Here is a 20,378-nt window from a genome sequence, read left to right as displayed (position 1 = left end):
AAATTATTTACCATGAGCTTAGTGATCGATCAGCAGACCCTGGACGACCTCAGGGTGTTCGGGAATAAAGAGAAAGGTTCCATCTATTCTATCTACAACCGTACCCATACAAGAGGTGGAGCGGAACTGCTGGAACAATTGTTCCGCTACCCGCTCGCCAACAGGCAGCAGATCAATGACCGGAGTAAGATCATCCGCTACTTTATGCAAAACCAAACAGCTTTCCCCTTCAAAGGAGAGCTGTTTGATGCTGCCGAACAATACCTGTCGGAAACGGACAACCGAAAATTGCTGTACCGGCATGAGAACGATATTGGCAGGAAATTCAATCAGTTCATTGGTGCAGACAATGAATACCAGCAATTGCTTCGCGGGCTCTGTTCCGTGGTGGAGATACTGATCAGGCTGCAGCAGTTCCTGGCAACCATGCCGGTCAGTTCCACGTCAATGCCGCTCAGTGAAGAGCTAAGGCAACTTTCTCTATCGCTGCAATCGCCGGCACTGAAGGAGATGGCAGGGCTTAAGCTTCCACTGAAACCCGACTTCGCCACAACTGCGCTTTGGGACAAGATCATCAGACAGGAGGAAATGCAGCAGATCAGGAAAATATTTTATGGCATCTACATGCTGGATGTATTGATCTCAGCAGCTGCTGTAGCGAAGAACAGGGGATTTGTAACTGCAGAAGCCACCGATAGCATGCAAAGGGAATTATTGCTGGAAGGCGTGTATCATCCACAACTTCCAAAACCTGTGAGTAATAACCTGACCATGTTGCCGGGTAGCAATATCGTATTTCTCACCGGGGCCAATATGGCGGGAAAATCCACTTTCATGAAATCTGTGGGTATAGCCATGTTCCTTGCCCATATTGGTTTTCCGGTACCTGCTGCCCGGATGGTCTTTTCCGTTTGCGATGCATTGCTCACTACCATCAACCTGCCGGATAACCTGGCAATGGGATACAGTCATTTTTATACGGAAGTACTACGTGTGAAGAAGATGGCGCAGCAACTGAAGCGATGCAGGAATCTCTTCATCATTTTCGATGAGCTGTTCAGAGGCACCAATGTAAAAGATGCGGGTGAAGCTACCATTGAAGTAACAGCAGCATTTGCCAGCCAGCCGAACTGCATGTTCATCGTATCCACCCATATCATGGAAGCAGGAGAAGAACTGGCCAAAAACTGCAGCAATATCCAGTTCCTTTACCTGCCCAGTGAAGTGCGGAACGGAGCTACACAATACAGTTACCAGTTACAAAAAGGCATTTCAGCAGACAGGCATGGCATGATCATCATTCAGCATGAAGGCATCCTTGAAATGCTGGAAAAAGGAAAATCAAAAATCAGGGCACATGAACTTTAAAGCAGACAGGCAAACGCAGGAAGACCTCAACCTGCCAGGTAAATTCAAAAACAACTCCATCTACAGCTTGTTCAATAAAGTGAACAGTACCGGCGGGGAAAGACTGCTGGAGCAACTCTTTGTACAACCCCTGAAGGATGCCGCGGCCATCAACCAGCGCAGCAATGTGTTCCGTTACTTCCACCATCATCCGCTGGACTTCCCCTTTGATAGCGATACCCTCCGGCAGATGGAAGACTACCTTCGGAGCAACGCCGCCGGCAAATGGCAGGAATCGGTTGTTCTTATCCGTAAGAAATGGATGCAGCAGCTGGGAATGGGAAAGGACTTTCAACCCATCCTGGAGAATCTTCGCCTATCCATTGCTGTGTTGAACAAGCTGCCGGACCTGTTGCTGTCCATTTCCCATGCTCCCCTTTTTGGGCGGTTACAGGAAGTGAGAAACATCCTTCAGCTCCCCGGAATACAGGAACTGCTGCAATATCCGGCAGGAAAGGAACTCAGCTTCTCCAAAGCCATCCTTTTCAATAACCTGCTGCGGGTAAGATTCAGGGACCATATGGACGTTTTGCTGCGCTTCATTTACGAACTGGACCTCTACAGCACCGTAGGCAGGGTGGCGGCAGCAGAGAACCTGAACTATGCTGAAGCATTGCCGGCTGAAGCGGGCATGATCTCGATTGAAGAATGCCGTCATCCTTTATTGAAGGGAGCTGTCGCCAATTCCCTGCACCTGACCGGCAGCAACAATGTGCTGTTCCTCACTGGCGCGAACATGGCGGGCAAATCCACTTTCATGAAATCATTCGGTATTGCCGTATACCTCGCGCATGCCGGTTTTCCCGTTGCCGCAAAACAAATGCGCTTCTCCGTTATGGAGGGGCTGTACTCCTCCATCAATGTGCCGGACAATCTGCAATCGGGCTACAGCCATTTCTACGCTGAAGTACGGCGGGTAAAGGATATTGCCACAGATGTCAGTGAAGGGAAGAATATGGTGGTGATCTTCGATGAACTTTTCAAAGGCACCAATGTGAAAGATGCTTATGATGCCACCCTGTCTGTAACCAGGGCCTTTGCCGGCTATCCCAACTGTTTCTACATCATATCAACCCATATCATTGAAGTAACGGAAGCGCTGGCATCAGTTCCAAATATCAGTTTCCACTATTTTCCTACCATCATGGAAGGAACAGTGCCCCGGTATACTTATCGGTTACAGAAAGGCGTTACTACAGACAGGCATGGCATGCGGATCATCCACAATGAAGGTATTATCGGGATCATCAGGAACGGGAAGCACTTTGAGGAAGGCCTGCTGCAGGATAACAGGCTAACCTAATCCTTTAACAGACCGATGGCTTCTTCCAATAACTCCTGGATGGTTTTTACAGGAAAATCCTTTTCCATATCTATCAACAATATCTTCATCCGGGACCGCTTCTCCGTAAGCAGTTCCGGATGTTCTATTTTGTTACCATCCACGATACCGATATAAGGCTGCTTCCATTTCTTGTGCACCCAGAGATAGCAAAATCTCCTGCCCTTGTAATAAAAAAAGGGCATACCATATCTCCAGACAGCAGTGATCTCACTCCCCTGCTGCAAAATGATGCTGCGAAGCGCCAACAGGCAGCTTTTCAGTGGTTCCTTTTGCTTAAGGTACCAGTTGTCCATTTCATTGGCGGTCATGCCATCAATTTACCGCATATTTTGAAAAGGAGCTGGTCTAAGATTTTTACGGTTCCTGGTAAAACTTCCGGAAGCCGCCTTCTCTGAACAGATCTGCCAGTTCCGCTTTGCCGTTTGTGAGCGTTGCGCGGATATCTGCTATGAGCATGCCCGGCATGGCATGGAGCATTGCGGGATTTGTGCGGAAGAATGTCGTCGTTGTATGAATGCCTTCATACAAATGATCAGCATCTGATCAGCAGAAGAACATTCCTATTGACAGATGGCATAAGATTTAAGCATTCCCTGTAAACGTATATGCTATGAAACCTGCCTTGCTCATCTTATTATCAGGCGGATTGTTGATCACGGCCTGCAAACCGAAACCAAAAGAAAATAAGGAAGCTGCACAAACTCAGGCATCTGCAGATTCTGCGAGCTATACCCAGGGCCCTGTAAACCTGCCGCCGCCCTTCTCCACACCATCTGCAAAGCTCTACAGCGATGTGATCGGGTGGCAGGACAGTACCAGGCCCAAAGCTCCGCAGGGCTTTACTGTAACACTTTTTGCCGACAAGCTAGATAATCCGCGCTGGGTCTACCAGGCGCCTGATGGCAATATCTTCGTAGCCGAATCAAATACCACCAAATCCGCTACTGAAAAAGTGAAAGATGCCGTAACAGGAAAAGCAAAATCCATGAACACCGGCAGCGCAAACCGTATCACCGTTTTTCGCGATGCCGATGGAGATGGAAAACCGGAATTCAGGAAAGTCTTTCTCACCAGTCTCAATCAGCCATTCGGAATGCTGGTACTCAAAGATCATTTCTATGTAGCCAATACAGATGGTCTGTTGAGATTCCCTTACAAAGCCGGTGCAGACAAAACTTCAGGGGCCGCTGAAAAAATACTTGACCTCCCCAAAGGCGGTTATAACAATCACTGGACCCGCAATATCATCACCAATGCAGACAGCAGTAAGATCTATATTTCAGTAGGCTCCGGATCCAACAATGCAGAGCATGGAATGGAAAACGAAATAAGACGCGCCAATATTCTGGTGATCAATCCGGACGGGAGCAATGAAGAGATTTATGCAACTGGTCTTCGCAACCCGGTAGGAATGGATTGGGCGCCGGGTACACAAACTCTCTGGACTGCCGTGAATGAACGCGACGAGCTCGGTGATGAGCTGGTGCCAGACTATATCACTTCGGTGCAAAAAGGAGGATTCTATGGATGGCCCTACTCCTATTTTGGTAAGAATGAAGACCCGCGTATGAAAGGACAAAGAACAGATCTTGTGGAAAAAGCGATTGCACCGGATATTGCGCTGGGCAATCATACAGCTTCACTGGGACTGGCCTTCTATAAAGGGCAGGCATTTCCGGAACAGTATCGCAATGGCGCTTTCGTGGCCCAGCACGGCTCCTGGAATCGCAGCAGGTTGTCGGGATACAAAGTGGTTTTCATTCCATTCAAAAACGGTAAACCTTCAGGAGAGCCGGAAGATTTCCTCACCGGTTTTGTGATCGATCCCCAAGGAAATAAAGTGCATGGAAGGCCGGTAGGCGTTACTGTTCTGAAAGATGGCAGTATGCTGGTAACAGATGATGCAGCCAATTGCATCTGGCGAATTAGCGCCAGTCATCAATAAAAGGGACTTCCATCAGGATTGTTCCGGTGGATCATTGTTTTCTGCAGGTATGTTCACTTTTCTATTTTCTTCTTTTCCGGATATCTTTCAGGATGCAATGTTCTTCTGAAGATGCCCCATAACTGTTCCTGCCAGCCGATCAGCTGACCGATCAGAAAATAATCCTTGAGGTTGTTACGGATACTGCTGCGCATCACACGCATCACTTCATCCCTTTCCACCTCTCCTGTTTCTTTCACGCGCACCAGGAATTCCAGCGAAATAAAAGCCAGCACCGCACCGATCAGGAACAAAAAATTCCATTCATGCAGGCTGATCAGATGCAACACTTTATTGATCTTCGGACCAGTATATTCGATATTGATCACGATCTTCCTGCTGGTGAAATAATCCGCCAGTAATCCGCCTACCAGCGGAGCCAATGACGAGAACACGGAAGTAACGATGTTCTTCGCTGACAGGTATACGATGGATTCATTGCGGGTAGCCAGTTTCAGCCCGATATTGGTGAGGGACAAATTGATCCCGGCAGTAGCAATTCCGCTTGCAATGAAGATGAGTACCAGCAAAGCGAGGTTAACATAAAAACGGGAATAGATCCCCACAAAGCACCAACCGATCAGCACCAGGATGTACAAGGGCGCACAGATAGCAAGAATGGTCTTGTTACTGTAACGGTCAGAGAACACACCCCACATCCTCACAGTGAAGATACTGGCCAGCTGGCTCAGGATGGTCAGCCCGATGATATACGACAACGATATACCCAGCGTCTTCATCATAAACACATTGAAGAACGGTGTTGCCAGGTTGAATGCAAAGATCCAGGCAGAGTTGAACATCAGCAGCTTCCTGAAATTCGCATCCTTCAATGGTTTGGCCAGGAGCCTGAAAATATTTCCATTGGTGAGTGTTGATCTCGGTTCCGGCGCTTTGGACAAAACGATAGCGCCAATGACGCCTGCAAGACCTGCACTGATGAACATTACAGCATAAGTGGTAAGTTCATATTGCGGGAAATGATCTTTCACATAATCGATGGATAACGCCAGAGTAAGGCTAAGCAGCACATTCAGCAATTGCATATTCCTGGCCCTGCGTGCAAAGTACGAGCCCAGCAGGGATTCTGGCACCAGGTCCTTCATCCAGGCATTCCAGCTCGGTCCCGCAATGCTTCCAAAGAGATAATAAAAAAACAGGAAAAAGATAACAGGCTCGATGGTGGTTACACCTCCCATCAGCGGCAGGCAGCCGATCATTATCAGCGGCGTTCTGGCCAGCAGGGAACAGATCACACTGATGGCTCTCCGGTTATTGTACCGCCTTACCAGCCAGATGGAGATCAGCTGGAATACATTCACCAGGGTGGGCAGCGCTGCCAGTAATCCTATCTCGAAGTTGTTGGCGCCAAGCAACAGCGCAAATGCAACCATGAAGGCGCCCCCCGTAAGCGTATTCATCGCCTCCGTTGCCAATCCGTCCCCAATCACATACTTCAATCCCGTCTTGATCTCCTGTTCGGTCAGTGTTTCCTTCGGTGAAAGCCTCATAGGTTTCGATTACTCGATTCAAGTTACAAAATCCATGCTCAAAACGATCAGACCAAAGGAACTGGCATTGGGGCAAAAAAAATCCCTTACACAATTGTATAAGGGACTACGGTCAGGACAGGTTATAATGATTTATGACTATTTCCCCAGCGCTGTTGGAGGAATAGCGGCCGGCACCACATTCTTCACACCGGTAGTTTTCAGGTATGCATAGATCGATTTCAGATCGATGTCTTTCATTCTTGTATAGTTCATCCAGGGCATAGGCGGCAGCAGGGGCCTGCTATTCTCCAGACCTTTGTATTTTCCTTCACGCATGGCGCGGAAGAACTGAGCTTCTGTCCAGGCACCGATACCGGTGGAATCACCCGTGATATTGGCTGCGAAAGAAACGCCCCAGGGACCTGCCACGGCAGTGTTACTGTGGTTGAACAATGCCCATGATCTCAGCTCACTGGTATCCACTTTTGGAATGGGAAGACTGGCAGGATGACCAGACAATTCCAGGCCTGGCGCCGGCATTGGCCCCTGCGGTCCCATCACTTTGGGAGAATGACAATCACCGCAACCGATTACAGTTACGAGGTACTCACCACGCTTCACCAGGCTGTCTGCACTCAGCGATCCATCTGCAAGCGGCTCCTGTGCCTGTTGATCATTACAGGAAACTACAATGGCCAGACCAAATGATATGGCGCAAGAAAATAAGACACTCTTTTTCATTAGACTTGTTGATTGAATATGGGATGATTGATAAAAAGTATAGTGCTGCTGGCTTTCCCGGAAATTGAGGATGTGAATTGACCAGGATGTTTACCAGTCTTGTTACCTGAGCTGCGCAAAGGTAGGTCAATACACTACTCCAGCCTATCGCCCAAATATGTGATTTTTAAGAAACAGCCCTTAATAAATAAACGCAATCCGGATAGAAACCCGGATTGCGCTTATCAAAAATCAAATGCCGTAGTGTTTTACATATTGAAAGAAGTGGCAAGCAGATTCAATTCTGAAGGGCTGAGTGTTTGAATGCCATTTTGTACAATAATGAGATAACGGAAAGTAACTCTGTCGCCCGGCTTCAATGTAAGATTGGTGGAGCTTTTGCCATTGGTGAACACAGCTTCACCCAGTGGATTGGCGGCAAACAAGCCATATCCGCGCGCATGCCACCAGGTGGGATAGTTCACATTCTTCGGATGATCGATGATAGTAATGCTCACGGAATCATTTCCCATTTTTCCGTAGAGCTTGCACCAACCGGCCCTGGTGCCCCAGGCATCATTTCCCTGCTTTCCTTCACTGGTGAGGTAATTGCCATTGGCGATACTGTCAGCCTGCCCTTTCACTACCGTTACCACACCATGTTCATCTTTATATTCTTTGTCTTTCAGTTCCGGGATCTGCAATGCATGCGCCACCCGGAAACCGAGCATACCATCTTTCACATCTTTGAAAACAACTTCAGTTCTTGCTTTGAGCTCAGTGGTGCGTTCGATGATCCGTAAACCACTCCTGCCGCTGAATTGAAGTGTTGTGGATTCTTCCAGCAGAATATCCTTTGCCTGGTTGATCCAGTTGGCGCGGTAGCTCAGCTGGTTGCCTTTGGCAACAGGATCAGGCAGCGTTTTGATCCAACCGTATTTCGGTTTGCGTGCCGGTGGAATGGCGTAAGAATTATTCCAGAAATCGAGACCGTTCACGCTTTCGTAGTTGAACCAGATTCCGATATGATGCGGATGGTCCGTGGGATCACCGGGCTGCGGGATGATTGGAAAGCCACGTGTGACCATCGTTCCTGCCGCTGTATGCACCGGATACAATACAGGCTTTTCCAAAGTATCGGGATACAGGAAAGATGTGAAGAGCTGACCGCCGATCAGCACATCGATCTTTTTTTCATTTTTCTTCTTTTCAAATTTCACAGCGTCCTGTGCGGATGCACCGGCTGCAATGCCCAGCGCAAACAGTATTCCGCCTATCGATCTGTTAAGGTTTCTCATTTGACTGGTTTTAAGGATCAGTATTTGAAGATCTTACCGCCGGCCATCACTTCCTGCGTTTTGGTATCGAATGTGGCTTTCTCGCCAGTACGCGCAGCAGCTGTGGTCATGATGGTAGCGATGGAATGACTGTAACCTGCTTCCACCGGTGCATTGGGCTGCTTACGGCTGCGCACGCATTCCATCCAGTTGCGTACATGGTTACTCGTTAGTATATCGCCACCGGTATTGGCTGAAGCAGACACGGCAACAGAAGCGCCGAGACTTTGTTCAGGCAGCAGGTTGGCTTCCATCTTCATTGCCTTCGCATGATTGGCGGTAAGGCCGCCGGCGGGAGATACTTTATTGGTATTGAGGTTGAGTTCGCCTCCGTTGGAATAATAGATCTCTGCGGGTTTCTCATCACCGTTATGCATACGCGAACCGAAGGTAACCTGGAAACCTTTGCTCAGATCGTCCAGCGGTCCATAATCGAAGGCTGCCATCAGCGTGTCCCAGTTCTTCCTGCCATCCTTCCACATGTAGATGCCACCATTGGCTACCACGCTTCGCGGATGCGGGAGGTTGGTGAACCAGTGCACGGTATCTATCTGGTGGCTCATCCACTGCCCTGGCAGTCCGGATGAATAGGGCCAGAACAAGCGATACTCCAGGTATAAACGCGGATCGAAAGGTTCATAGGGCCTGTTGAGCAGGTAACGTTTCCAGTCTGTATCCGATTCCTTGATCTGGTCAAGCAATGCAGGTCTTCTCCAGCGTCCGGGCTGGTTCACATTCCAGGTGAGTTCTACCATGGTGAGCGGACCAAACTTTCCGCTGCGGATGAATTCATTGGCTGCATGATAATTGGTGCCGCTTCTGCGTTGTGATCCGATCTGCACGATCTTTCCCGTTTCCTTCACGGCTTTGAGCGCAGCGCGATTGTCTTCCATCGTTTCGGCAAAAGGTTTTTCCACGTATGCATCGCAACCTGCCTTCACTGCTTCGATGGTATGCAGCGCATGCTGGAAATCGGCCGTACTGATGAACACTGCGTCCACTATTTTCTTTCCATACATTTCTTCATTGTTGCGGCAGGCGATCACATCGCGCATCATTTTTTCCTTCCAGGCCGATGCGCCTTCCTCACGTCTTTTATTCCATATATCGGATACAGCCACTATTTCGAAATTCAATTCCTTGTAATGGTTCATGAAACAGGGCATATGGGATTGACGATGGCGGTCTGAATAACCCACCACACCCACGCGTACGCGGTCATTGGCTCCCGGGATACGGCGATAATGAAAGGCGCTGATTCCGGATTGGGCCGCCAGCACTCCGGCGCCGGCGAGCGCAGTATTTCTCAAAAACGATCTGCGGGACTTTTTCATAACAGGGACATTTGTGTGAATGTATTGTTGCAAGACATACCAATTGTCAATCATTTTGCCATACTTGTCCGGCCAATTGGCAAGATCCTTAACTGTAGCGGCTAAAAAATTACTAAAAAATCGGAAAGGAACGAAAGCTAAATTCATTATCTTCGGCATCAAACCAACCAGGATCCATCAAAAAGCGATCTCCCGCTTTTTACTTTCAACTTTTTTTCTGAGATGAAATGGCAATGCCATGATCTGCTTTGCAAGCGCTTCAATGCCTGCATTCCGCAGTTCTGTTATTCCATTTTCAAACAAAAAAACAATTTGTTCATGTCAGTCAAAAAGCACCGTCCTATCAGGCTGCCGGCCAATCCTCCCAGAAAGATCCCCCAGATCGTAAAAGAGCTGGTGAAAGCGATGAACCAGCAACAAACAGATGTGCGCAGTTTCGCTACCTCCCAGAAGATCAGTTTTTCAAAAGTGTACAACTGGATTGCCGGTAAAGCAGAACCGAAAAGGAATTCCACGGATATCATTCTCCGTTATTTCAAAAAGATCAAATACGATTATGTGCCCATCGCTGAAAAGCAAAGTTCCGTCAAAACCGGGAAGCTTCTTCCCGCCCGGATCGATCCATCGCTTGCTGCTAACATGAAGCTAATAGTAATATCATTGAAGGAACAATCGGAACTGTTGAAGTTCCTGCTGGAACTGGTAGAAAAACTGACAAAAAATGGAGAAAGAATTCCGGCAGCAGTGAAAGTGAAGAAAGCTGTAAGGGTAAGAAAAAAGGAAATGTAGATACATTTCCTTAGTGACTTAAACGGGGTTGTCACACCAATTTCCTGCGATTCGAAACCAGATAGACTTCTCGCAGAAAACCAGTTTCAAACTGTACATGAGAAAAACCAAATGCCATACCGGCACGGTTTATATCAAAGTAACATTGATTCTGTTTTATTTTGGGAGATAGTACACGAATGCCTCTATACATTCCATCAACGGGGTCATTTTCCGCATGAACAGGCCGGATAACCGAAAAAGGCAATTTGAGGAATGTCAATAAACAAAAAAACCACTCTTTCCTGAGCCCCGTGAAAACGGGGCCAGGATAAGAATGGAACCTTTACAAGAAACCCTGGATGCTTATTCTTTGTACCTGTTGAACAGCATCCGATTTTGAACCATGATCCAAGAACTATCTTAATAGCTCAGTTTGAGCTCTACACGTCTGTTGAGTGTTCTGCCTTTGGCAGTTTTGTTGTCAGCGATGGGGTTGGCAGAACCGAAACCTGCTGCATTCATCCTGCTTTCATCAACACCTTTTGATTTCAGGTAAGCCAGAACTGCCTGTGCGCGTTTTTCGCTCAGCGGCTGGTTTACTTTATCAGTACCGGTATTGTCCGTATGACCTTCGATGCTCAGTTTGAGGTCGGCATCTTTCTTCATTTCAGCAGCTACCAGATCCAGGGAGGCATTTGATTTGGCCATCAGTTTGGCAGTACCGGTGGTGAAGAAGATCTTTCCTGCTGCTACATTCACTTTCTTCACTACTTCCTCTTTCACTACAGGGCAACCATTGTTCTCTTTGGGGCCGGGCAGGTTGGGACATTTATCTTCTTCATCATTCACACCGTCTTTATCGGTATCGGGAACAGGACAACCATTGTAACGGGCAACTCCGGGTACATTGGGACATTTGTCTTCCTCATCGTTCACACCATCACCATCTGTATCAGGGATGGGGCAGCCGTTGTAGCGCACCAGTCCTTTTACATCGGGGCACTTATCATCTTTATCGGGTACACCGTCGCCGTCAGTATCAGGGCAACCCTGGAACTGGGCCAGGCCTTTGATATCAGGGCATGCGTCCAGACTGTCTACCACGCCATCGCCATCAGTGTCTTTTGGAGCTTCGATAACAGGGATGGGCACTGTTTTTACAGGCTCGGACTTTTTAGGTTTGGAGATATTTTCTGTGAAGCCGATAGACCAGAACAGGTTATCGTCATGTTTTTTCTGGTTGAACGCCAGGCGATAGTTGGCCTGTACAAAGATATAGGTAAGACCAGCGATATTCACCTGTGCGCCGATACCGAGCGGAGCATAGGGAGACCATCTGCTGCCGTAATTACCTACTCCAACACCTGCAGTGAGAAAAGGGTTTACGGTGTAGTTGTCATTCAACAGGCGTGCATGCAGTGATCCTTCGAATTCGTTCGAGTACTCATTGGAAGAGCCGTTTTTGGAATAGTTGGTGAACACTCCATTGTAGCGGCCTGAGAAATCGATCTTGTTGGTGATTCCCTGCCAGTACATGAGCGAGAATCCGAAATCATGATTCTTGAAATTATGCCAGTCACCTTTTTTCCAGGTGTCTTTGAAAGAAGTGGCTTTGATGTCGTTGGGAGTTTTGAAGTCGGTGGCGTTTACACTGAAGCCGATAAGCTTTCCTTTCTTCCTGGAGATTTCCTGGCCTGATGCAACAGAAGCGAACAGCATCGCGAAGGCCGCGAGGGGTAAAATTCTTCTTCTCATTTATTTTTTTTTAGATCCGATCGTTATGTTCACATTGATGGTGAATTCCGATCCTGACGGCTGCAAAATTACTTAATGACAAAGAAGAATCAGGTAAGAGATTTACGAAGATATTGTAGTATTAATTCTATTTCACAGTATTAGCTCTATATGAAATAGTAGTTATTCTATATGAAAATGGCTCCGGGGAACCGGAACCATCAGTCATTAGTTATACAGTGCTTCTGACCTGCGAATAAAAACCGGTTGCATGGAAATGCACCAGGCAAGCACATTTTTTCGAAATGATATTGGAAAAACGATACTGTCGCAATATATGCGCAGCAGGCTTTACAAAGGATTGGCGATTGGTATAGAGAAAATGAAATAATGAAAAATCCGGCAGGATTGCCGTTGAAAAAAGTGGAGCTGCTATCAGAGTAAGTAACCAATGATCAATCCTCTGCTGTAACTATGACTGATCTTCGTGTGTTGAGAACCGGTATATCCGATCGACAACACAAATATATTTTAACATTTCGTAAAGAGATGTAGTAGCAGTTCAATATTGTTGTAGTAAAACTTCGATATTGTTGAAGGAATACGTGTAGAAATAATATTGTATCTTGGCACCGTTTTTTAGCAACTTGGTTATAACGGGTAACCTGGTTTGGCAACGCTCTGTTCTGAAAACCATTGAAACACACACTATGCCGAACATCTTGATTGCGGATGATCACGCGATCGTACGCTATGGAACTACCCTGATCATAAAAGACCTTATGCCTGGTGTTCACGTATCCGAAGCAGAGAACTTCAGTCAGGTCCTTAAATTATTAAACCAGCAAAGGTTTGACCTGCTTATCCTCGACATCAATATCCCCGGTGGAAACAACCTCCAGATGATTGATGTAGTGCGGCTTCACCAACCCCAGATCCGGATCCTGATCTTCTCCGGTTATGATGAACAACTCTTCGCACTTCGATACCTGCAGGCAGGAGTAGACGGATACCTGGTGAAACATTCACCTGAAGAAGACCTCAAAACCGCTATCCGCACCATTCTCAACAATGAGAAATACATCAGCTCCACCGTAAGGCAACACCTGCTCAACGGCCTCAATACAAAATCAGACATCGCAAAGAACCCACTGCAATCCCTTTCCAACCGTGAAATGGAAGTGATGCAATTACTCATCAAAGGCTCAAGCGTAGCTGATATCGGCAGCATGCTCAGCCTGCAGATATCTACTGTGAGTACTTACAAAGCGAGGATCTTCGATAAACTGGATGTTGCCAATGTGATAGACCTGGCAGAAAAAGTAAGATTGTACGGCGGACAGGCATCCTGATCCGCTGCTTTTATTTTGTAAAGATCAGCTCCACCACCGTTCCCCCTTCTTTCCCATCACTCACCCGCACACGTCCCTTCATCTGAGCCACCAGGTCCTTGACAATGATCAGCCCCAATCCCGATTTGCTGCTAATGCCATTGCCCGATCCGGCAGTGCCCATTTCGTCATTACACCATTGCTGCGTTTGCTTGCTCATGCCAAAACCGCTGTCCTCCACACGAATGCAAACAGTATCATCATCTGTGGTTGCCGATATCTTCACCACGCCATCGAAAGTGGCCTTCACTGCATTGTCGATCAGGTTATGTACCATGATCCCCAGCAGGTGATGATTGCTCAGCACATAAGTATCCCTGGGAATATTGTTCTCGATCCTGGTGGATTGCTCCGCAGCGATCTCATTGAAGATCTGCAGCTTGTTTTCCACCAGCACATTCAAACAGAGCTTGTCCATTACAATACTGCCCTGTGAAGAGTTCAGCTTGATGTATTGAAGCAGATTATCTGTAAGGTGATACATCCTGTAACCGGATTCGTAGATCAGGTGGGCGCTTCGTTTCTTATCATCGGTGGTCTTCTCCCCTTCTGTGCTTTCGAACAATCTCCTGGCTGCTCCGGTAAGATATTTGAGCGGTGTTTTGATATCATGAGTGATGGCAGCGATCATCCGTTCCTGCATCCGCGTTTGCCTGCGCATGCTTTCTTCCGATTGCTGCAGTTCTTTCAGCGTTGCCTGCAAAGCCTGTGTGCGTTCATCGATCTTCTCCTCCAGTTGCGCATTCTTCCTGCGGATATACCGCAGCTTTATGCGCATGTACAAAAAGAATCCGATGATCACCAGCAATGCCATCAGCAAACGGAACCAGACAGTTTCATAGAACGCCAGCGGAACCACCAGCAACACGCTTTTCACCAGGTGGTTATCGGCGCCAAATCCATTCGCCTTCCGGATCCTGATCTCATAGGAACCCGAAGCCAGGGAAGACAGCTTGATACTTCCATCGCCATCCAACGGCAACCAGGTGCCGGCATTTCCATCCTTCACCAGCGAAAAATCAAGATGCCTGTTGTAAGAATTACCAAAATAAGGAGTGGTAATGAAGAGCCGGAAAAAATCGAAATGATTGTCCAGCGAGATGGTATCGGCCAGCGGAATGGATTGACCATCGATCTCGATCCTGTCTATGAAGAGATTGAGCGAAGGCACTTCCGGCACCAGCTTCGATGGATTTCCCACCACCAGGCCATTGAGCGAAGGCAGGGAGAAATAACCACCTTTGAGCTTCAGGCCACAAGGCTGGCAGCCGCCGTTGAATTCATTCGTATTGAAACCAGTGTATTTGTCGTAATACAGATAAAATGGACTGTGCTGTTTTCCTGCCGCATAATCCAGCAGGTCCTGCCTTGCAGTCTGGAACAATCCCTTATTGGTAGTGATCCAGAAAAAGCCATTGTCATCTTCAATCACACAATGCGCTGAAGCCAGGTATCCGCCTTTGTCCATGGGCATGGCAATCAGCTTTTTTCCATCGTAAAGGTAAAATCCATCTTCATGGGTGCTGATCCAGATCTCGCCTTCCTGGCGCACATACAAACTTCGTATATACTTTCCCGATAACTCTTTGATGGAATCGATCTTTCCGGTTGATTTATCTATACTGTACAAACCATTTCCGCAGCCCATCCACATCCTGAGTTTCCCTTCTTCCTGGATATAACAGAGGTCCTTTATTGAAGGATATACCACCTCAGGTTTTGCAAGAGGATCATTCAGGCTGAAACGCCAGGCCGCCCGCCTTTTGATGCCAACGATCAGGTTGCTGTCCTGGTCTTCATACAGCATGGTGATATTATAAGGATAACTGAATTCCCTCAACAGTTTCCTGCCTGTGGGATCAAAACAGTACAGCATCGTCCGGTGCTTCACCCATATATTCTTATTATGGTCCAGCACCATACTGGATCTGTCTTCCCGCATCCTTTTGTTGAATTCCGGCAATACCTCATGTATATCCTGCAGGTTGAACAAATATCCCTGGGGCGTTAGGATCCTGTTCTCCCCCACAAGGGCCTGTGCGTAGTACACTTCATCTGCATCGGACTGGCCTGAGCGCATGGTGAAAAAAGGTTTCCTTGTGAAAACGAACAGACCGCGCGTCTGGCTCCCCATGAAGATGCGCTTGTAAAGGGTGTCATAACAAACAACTGTGATCCTGTTTGCTTCATAATCGAAATCACGCATCAGCAGCTCCGTAGTGAGGCCGTTTTTTGCTCCGGGCTTCACCATGTAAAGCGATTTATCCATTACTACAAATACCTGTCCAGCACTGGTGCTCCAGTAAATTTTCGGCTGCACCTTGCCGTTAAGGAAACCGGGATGCTGACGAATATCTCCCTGCAATTGTCCCGTTGCAATGACCTGACCGGCTTCTATCAATTTGATCTGTACACCCTGAATCTGATACAACCTGTTTCCCACCAGGAAGAATTCCCAGTAATTTCCAGCCTTATATTGTAAAGAGAATTCCATCTTTCCCTTGTCCCGGGCAATGATGGAATCGCTGGTAAGTAAATAATACCTGTCCACCGCCGTGCTTATCTTGTACTTTTCAATTCTGATCAGGCTGGAGAACACATTGGGAAGACCCAGCGCACTATATAATTTGTAATTGTCGTCATGTATATCAGGTCCAAGAGGAATTTCAGAAAGTAAATAGTGATCCGTCAGTAAAGTTGCCTGGCCGTCCTGCATACAGATCAACTGGTTCCTTTCAGTAACACTGATCAGTGCGCCGGTCTGGAGATCAGGAAGCAGCCATGACATCCGGCTGCTCCTCAGCGGAAGTTGATTCTTATTGAAGGAGCGGAAAAATTGTCCGTCAAATCGTACAACGCCATTCTCCGTGTTCATCCAGAGAAAACCGCTTCTGTCGAAGCCCATGGCCTTTACGCTGTTTTGCGGCAGACCATTCTCATCAGTATACTGCCGGACAGTGTACTGCAGGGAATCATGTGCAAGAAGACTAATTGGAAATAATAAAAGGATAGAATACAGTACAACTACTTTCATAAGGTTCAGGCCCGGTTTGAACGGGCGGGTTTAATGCAATGGTTTCGAGAGAGAGCGTTGCCGGTATCACCTGTGTAACGGAAGGATAAGGTTTGAAAAGTAATGTCGCAAAACTACAATATTATCGTTCTCTACAATAAAAATACTACTGCGATTACGAAAGCAAAAAATAAAGTGGAATAGTAGAAAGCAGATTCATCAGCAATACAGGAAGCACCAGGCGGGATGCGGGGAAATCTTTCCGGCAAAGCTTCAATACAATGAACTCCACCAGCATCGCCTGCATGCAAAAGATCAGCACCAGGTTCCAGGGAAAGGAAGGAGACGCCAGCAGGGGTTCAGCGGTCTGCATCAGCAACAATCCACCAGTAACAACAGATATGGTATTGGCCAGCGAAGCAAATACAAGAGAGGCCAGCATGGAGTGATACCCGAATTTATAAAGCACCAGGGATTCTATCACAACGGTGATGAGTAGCTGAAACAGGAAGAGGGGTATTACAAGGAGATCTGAATTCATGAATGGTCTGATAACTGTTGGTAAGACGATAATCCGGATAAAATCAGGCTATCCAAAAACGATTTTACAGCAAAACAATTGTAACCATCAATTATTATCCCGTTTTCCCGGCCCATTCCCTCTAGTTTACGGCTGAAGCTTACCCTGATTAGCGAATTATAAACAGAAATTATCCTTCATTTGGCTAATTTCTGTAAAAATTGGTAATATTGGTTTAATGAAAGTCCTCCAATTTACGGTTCCGATTGTCCAAAAAGGCTCTCTGGCGGTACAGGAAGACATACTTCCCTACTTTTACAATTATTATCACCGCCACGCCGAAGCCCAGATCACGTTGATCATCAAGGGCGAAGGCACTTTCATTGCCGGAAATTACACACAACCTTTCAAACCCGGTGAGGTTTACCTGCTGGGCGCCAATCAACCGCATATCTTCAAAGCCGACGCACATTATTTCGAAAACCAGCAGGAAAATAATATCCATGCCATCCATGTTTACTTCGACCAGGACTCGCTTCTCAAAGGCATCCTGAATCTGCAGGAACTGGATGGTATCCGGAAATTCCTGCTCAATGCCGGCAATGGCTATCAGTTACCGGAACAATATTGCGGTATGGCCTCGCTCATGATCAAAAGGATCAACACCACAGACAGGGCAGAAAGACTGTTCGAATTCTTCCGGCTATTGCAATTCTTCGCCAATGAAGTGAAAGACTGGAAATCCCTGTCGAATGGATTCTCCAAGTATTCATTCACAGACAGCGAAGGCTTGCGCATGAACGATATCTATCAGTATACCGTTGAGCACTACGCGGAAAATATTTCCCTGAAGAAAGTTTCCGAAGTGGCGCATATCACTCCACATGCTTTCTGCAAGTACTTCAAGAAACATACACGGAAAACCTATATGAGCTTTCTGAATGAGATCCGCATCAATGAAGCCTGCAAGAGGATCATCAACGGGGATTTCGATTCCATCTCTTCTATCGCCTATTCCATCGGCTTCAACAATACCATCACATTCAACAGGGTTTTCAAGAAAGTAACAGGAATGACCCCTTCCAGCTATATTTCCGGCTACAAACGCAAATAGTCCCGGCTGGCATCAGCGGAAAATTCTTATTATATTTAAGTATGGCAGGAAATGTATCCCTATTCTGGCGAAACTTATTCTTCACTATCCTGCAACCTGGGATGGTGGCGGGTTTGATTCCCTGGCTATTGGTCAGGGAATCCATCAACCATTCTACTTTTTCTGATTTTTCCATTGTCCGGTATGCAGGTCTGTTGCTACTGCTGGCAGGCGTCATCATAACTTTACTATGCATCATCCGTTTTGCCACAGACGGCCGCGGCACGCTCTCTCCTGCTGATCCTACAAAAGAACTTGTAATTGCAGGACTTTACAGGTATTCAAGAAATCCCATGTATATCGGCGTTATGAGCATACTTACCGGAGAGTGTTTACTGGTTCCCGTCACTGCATTATTCATTTATACTGTTTCTATTTTCATCGCATTCAATCTCTTCATCATTTTCTATGAAGAGCCCAGGCTGAGAAAGGACTTCGGTGAACAGTATATTAATTATTGCCGCCGGGTGAGAAGATGGCTGTAATACGTTTGCTTCTCAGCCAAAACATTCTTAGTTTGGCATTCATTATTCTACTATGAAACAAATTTGCTTCGCTGCAATGGCAGCCACCCTTACACTCCTTAGCGCCTGCAGCAAAAGCGGCGATGACCAAATGCCATCCGGCAACTACGTATCATCCAAAATTCTGATAGCAGGCGTCAAAATGTATACAGGTAATGGTGAAGTAACAGATCAGTCGCTGATCAACAGGTATATTGCCAGCAGAGATCTGCAGCGTTTTTTCAAATCGGCACAAACGGAAGAGCCGGAAACCGGACTAGTGACCATTTCACTGGAGCCGGGAAAAGCCACCGTGAAATATCCCGGTCAGCCAATGACCATGGAAATGAGTTATAGGCAGACCGGCAATGGCCGGTACCTGTTGAATTGGGTTGGTAAAACGCTGTGGCAGATGCCCAACCCCAACTTCCGGTGTATGCAAATGGGAGATAGTATCCTGCAGTATCCCGTCAACAAATTGAATATAGTATCCATACCCGATGCGGGCGGTTACAGCACGTTTTATACACCTTCTTTCGATTATGTGCTGAATGTTAAAGCCGGAACACTGACTGCCCCTTTTCTGAGTTATGCATTCTCCAACGATAATCACCCCTACTCAGCCTGCTCAAGTGCCAATGGAGACGTATGGAATATGTTCAATCCTGGATGCCTTGCACGATTAAGGAATGGCGATACCCTGGTTGTGCAATCCAAAACAGTTCTGCTGAAAAAACAATAACTACTTACCTGAGCATTTCATTGATATCTCCGTAACTGAGGGTTCCGGTATTGTAAGAGAATGTTCCGTTTTGTTTGATTTCCTCTGCGGCTTTGTAGAAACCGCTATAGGCGGCCCTTACAAGCGATGAACCGAGGCTTACTCTTTTTACGCCGAAGGATGCGAGCTCTTCCAGTGTGAAGCGTGTGATGCCCAGTCCTATCACAATATTCACAGGTTTGGGAGCTACAGCTTTCACTACGGTTTCAATTTCTTCGCGGGTGGAAAGTCCAGGAGCAAAAAGGACGTCTGCCCCTGCTTCAGCATAGGCTACAAGCCGGTTGACGGTATCTTTCAGATCAGGCCTGCCATAGATCAGATTTTCGGCCCTTGCAGTCAGCGTGAATTCAAAAGGCAGATTGCGGGCTGCATTCACGGCAGCGCGTACCCGCTCCACAGCCAGCTCAAAAGGATAGATCGGATCACCCGGCCTGCCCGTGGCATCTTCGATGGAACCACCGGCAAGTCCCAGCACCGCTCCTTCCAGAATGGTTTTGGCACAATCCTCCGGTTCATCACCATAACCATTTTCCAGGTCTGCAGACACAGGAAGATAGGTGGCTGCAATGATCTCCGCCACATTTTCAAAGGTTTCACCTTTAGTGAGCGCCCCTTCCCCATCCGGCTTTCCCCTGGCAAACGCCAGTCCGGCACTGGTAGTGGCGATAGCTTCAAACCCAAGTCCTGTCAGCACTCTGGCCGAACCTGCATCCCAGGCATTAGGGATAACGAATATGCCTGAACGCTGATGCAGTTTTTTCAGCGCTTCCCCTTTCTGCAGTTGCGACATTGTTTGCATATTATTCCGTATTGATGAAAAATGCTTCCTGAAGTTAACAAGCATTGTGGTGATGATGGAAAAAATATTACCAGAGGCCGCTTGCCCACGCCA

General features: G+C 47.2%; 18 protein-coding genes. 8 read left to right on the top strand and 10 right to left on the bottom strand.

Translation table 11 applies throughout. From position 1 onward, the window contains the following. The first annotated feature begins 12 nt into the window (after positions 1–12). Together FSB84_RS18965 and FSB84_RS18960 are read left to right on the top strand one after the other, a co-directional pair. Positions 13–1,368 (top strand): MutS-related protein, encoded by a 1,356-nt coding sequence (locus tag FSB84_RS18965; protein WP_130539470.1) that lies wholly within the window; start codon positions 13–15, stop codon positions 1,366–1,368. Then, entirely contained in the window at positions 1,358–2,710 is a 1,353-nt protein-coding gene (locus FSB84_RS18960) for a MutS-related protein (protein WP_130539469.1), read from the top strand. The genes FSB84_RS18965 and FSB84_RS18960 overlap by 11 nt, the downstream gene beginning before the upstream one ends. Here FSB84_RS18960 and FSB84_RS18955 read toward each other — a convergent pair. Beyond that, the gene (locus tag FSB84_RS18955) at positions 2,707–3,060 is read right to left on the bottom strand and encodes a DUF1801 domain-containing protein (protein WP_192909879.1); all 354 of its coding nucleotides are present in this window, start codon (positions 3,058–3,060) and stop codon (positions 2,707–2,709) included. The two genes, FSB84_RS18960 and FSB84_RS18955, sit on opposite strands and share 4 nt — an antisense overlap. Before the next feature lie 46 nt (positions 3,061–3,106). Beyond that, positions 3,107–3,229 carry a hypothetical protein gene (locus FSB84_RS31465; RefSeq protein WP_262713764.1) on the bottom strand — a complete coding sequence of 41 codons (123 nt, stop codon included), beginning with the start codon at positions 3,227–3,229 and terminating at the stop codon, positions 3,107–3,109. 133 nt (positions 3,230–3,362) lie between these two features. Here FSB84_RS31465 and FSB84_RS18950 point away from each other — a divergent pair, with 133 nt between their 5' ends. Further along, the gene (locus FSB84_RS18950) at positions 3,363–4,697 is read left to right on the top strand and encodes a PQQ-dependent sugar dehydrogenase (protein ID WP_130539468.1); all 1,335 of its coding nucleotides are present in this window, start codon (positions 3,363–3,365) and stop codon (positions 4,695–4,697) included. Between the two features lie 53 nt (positions 4,698–4,750). Here FSB84_RS18950 and FSB84_RS18945 read toward each other — a convergent pair whose 3' ends face one another. The 4 genes from FSB84_RS18945 to FSB84_RS18930 all read right to left on the bottom strand — a co-directional run bounded on the left by FSB84_RS18945 (position 4,751) and on the right by FSB84_RS18930 (position 9,620). Next, positions 4,751–6,247 carry an MFS transporter gene (locus FSB84_RS18945; RefSeq protein ID WP_147122272.1) on the bottom strand — a complete coding sequence of 499 codons (1,497 nt, stop codon included), beginning with the start codon at positions 6,245–6,247 and terminating at the stop codon, positions 4,751–4,753. A gap of 138 nt (positions 6,248–6,385) precedes the next feature. Further along, positions 6,386–6,970 carry a diheme cytochrome c-553 gene (locus tag FSB84_RS18940; protein WP_130539466.1) on the bottom strand — a complete coding sequence of 195 codons (585 nt, stop codon included), beginning with the start codon at positions 6,968–6,970 and terminating at the stop codon, positions 6,386–6,388. A gap of 248 nt (positions 6,971–7,218) precedes the next feature. Beyond that, positions 7,219–8,247 (bottom strand): DUF6807 domain-containing protein, encoded by a 1,029-nt coding sequence (locus FSB84_RS18935; protein WP_130539465.1) that lies wholly within the window; start codon positions 8,245–8,247, stop codon positions 7,219–7,221. A gap of 17 nt (positions 8,248–8,264) precedes the next feature. After that, positions 8,265–9,620: a Gfo/Idh/MocA family protein gene (locus FSB84_RS18930; protein ID WP_130539464.1), complete on the bottom strand. Its 1,356-nt coding sequence runs from the start codon at positions 9,618–9,620 to the stop codon at positions 8,265–8,267. Between the two features lie 318 nt (positions 9,621–9,938). Here FSB84_RS18930 and FSB84_RS18925 point away from each other — a divergent pair, with 318 nt between their 5' ends. After that, positions 9,939–10,409 (top strand): hypothetical protein, encoded by a 471-nt coding sequence (locus FSB84_RS18925; RefSeq protein ID WP_130539463.1) that lies wholly within the window; start codon positions 9,939–9,941, stop codon positions 10,407–10,409. A 402-nt stretch (positions 10,410–10,811) separates the two neighbouring features. Here the strand turns inward: FSB84_RS18925 and FSB84_RS18920 are convergent, their stop codons facing one another. Next, complete coding sequence (locus FSB84_RS18920; protein WP_130539462.1) at positions 10,812–12,146, bottom strand: OmpA family protein; 1,335 nt, start codon at positions 12,144–12,146, stop codon at positions 10,812–10,814. A 689-nt stretch (positions 12,147–12,835) separates the two neighbouring features. On the opposite strand from FSB84_RS18920, the gene FSB84_RS18915 reads away from it, so the two are divergent. Further along, complete coding sequence (locus FSB84_RS18915; RefSeq protein WP_130539461.1) at positions 12,836–13,477, top strand: response regulator; 642 nt, start codon at positions 12,836–12,838, stop codon at positions 13,475–13,477. Positions 13,478–13,487: 10 nt separating this feature from the next. On the opposite strand, the gene FSB84_RS18910 is transcribed toward FSB84_RS18915, so the two are convergent. Next, positions 13,488–16,550 (bottom strand): sensor histidine kinase, encoded by a 3,063-nt coding sequence (locus FSB84_RS18910; RefSeq protein WP_130539460.1) that lies wholly within the window; start codon positions 16,548–16,550, stop codon positions 13,488–13,490. 154 nt (positions 16,551–16,704) lie between these two features. Further along, entirely contained in the window at positions 16,705–17,070 is a 366-nt protein-coding gene (locus tag FSB84_RS18905) for a hypothetical protein (RefSeq protein ID WP_130539459.1), read from the bottom strand. Between the two features lie 217 nt (positions 17,071–17,287). Between FSB84_RS18905 and FSB84_RS18900 the strand changes: the two genes are divergently transcribed. The 3 genes from FSB84_RS18900 to FSB84_RS18890 are packed head-to-tail and all read left to right on the top strand — an operon-like array spanning position 17,288 to position 19,447. Then, positions 17,288–18,163: an AraC family transcriptional regulator gene (locus FSB84_RS18900; RefSeq protein ID WP_130539458.1), complete on the top strand. Its 876-nt coding sequence runs from the start codon at positions 17,288–17,290 to the stop codon at positions 18,161–18,163. Between the two features lie 41 nt (positions 18,164–18,204). Further along, positions 18,205–18,687, top strand: coding sequence for a methyltransferase family protein (locus tag FSB84_RS18895; protein ID WP_130539457.1), 483 nt, complete (start codon positions 18,205–18,207; stop codon positions 18,685–18,687). Between the two features lie 52 nt (positions 18,688–18,739). Then, a complete protein-coding gene (locus tag FSB84_RS18890; RefSeq protein WP_130539456.1) occupies positions 18,740–19,447 on the top strand; it encodes a hypothetical protein in 708 nt (235 codons plus the stop codon). A 4-nt stretch (positions 19,448–19,451) separates the two neighbouring features. On the opposite strand, the gene FSB84_RS18885 is transcribed toward FSB84_RS18890, so the two are convergent. Next, positions 19,452–20,276 (bottom strand): isocitrate lyase/PEP mutase family protein, encoded by an 825-nt coding sequence (locus tag FSB84_RS18885; protein WP_207234187.1) that lies wholly within the window; start codon positions 20,274–20,276, stop codon positions 19,452–19,454. Between the last annotated feature and the right edge of the window lie 102 nt (positions 20,277–20,378).

Source organism: Pseudobacter ginsenosidimutans, assembly GCF_007970185.1.
GTDB lineage: Bacteria > Bacteroidota > Bacteroidia > Chitinophagales > Chitinophagaceae > Pseudobacter > Pseudobacter ginsenosidimutans.
Note: the sequence above shows the minus strand (reverse complement) of the source record. Positions and strands in the feature narration are given on the sequence as shown.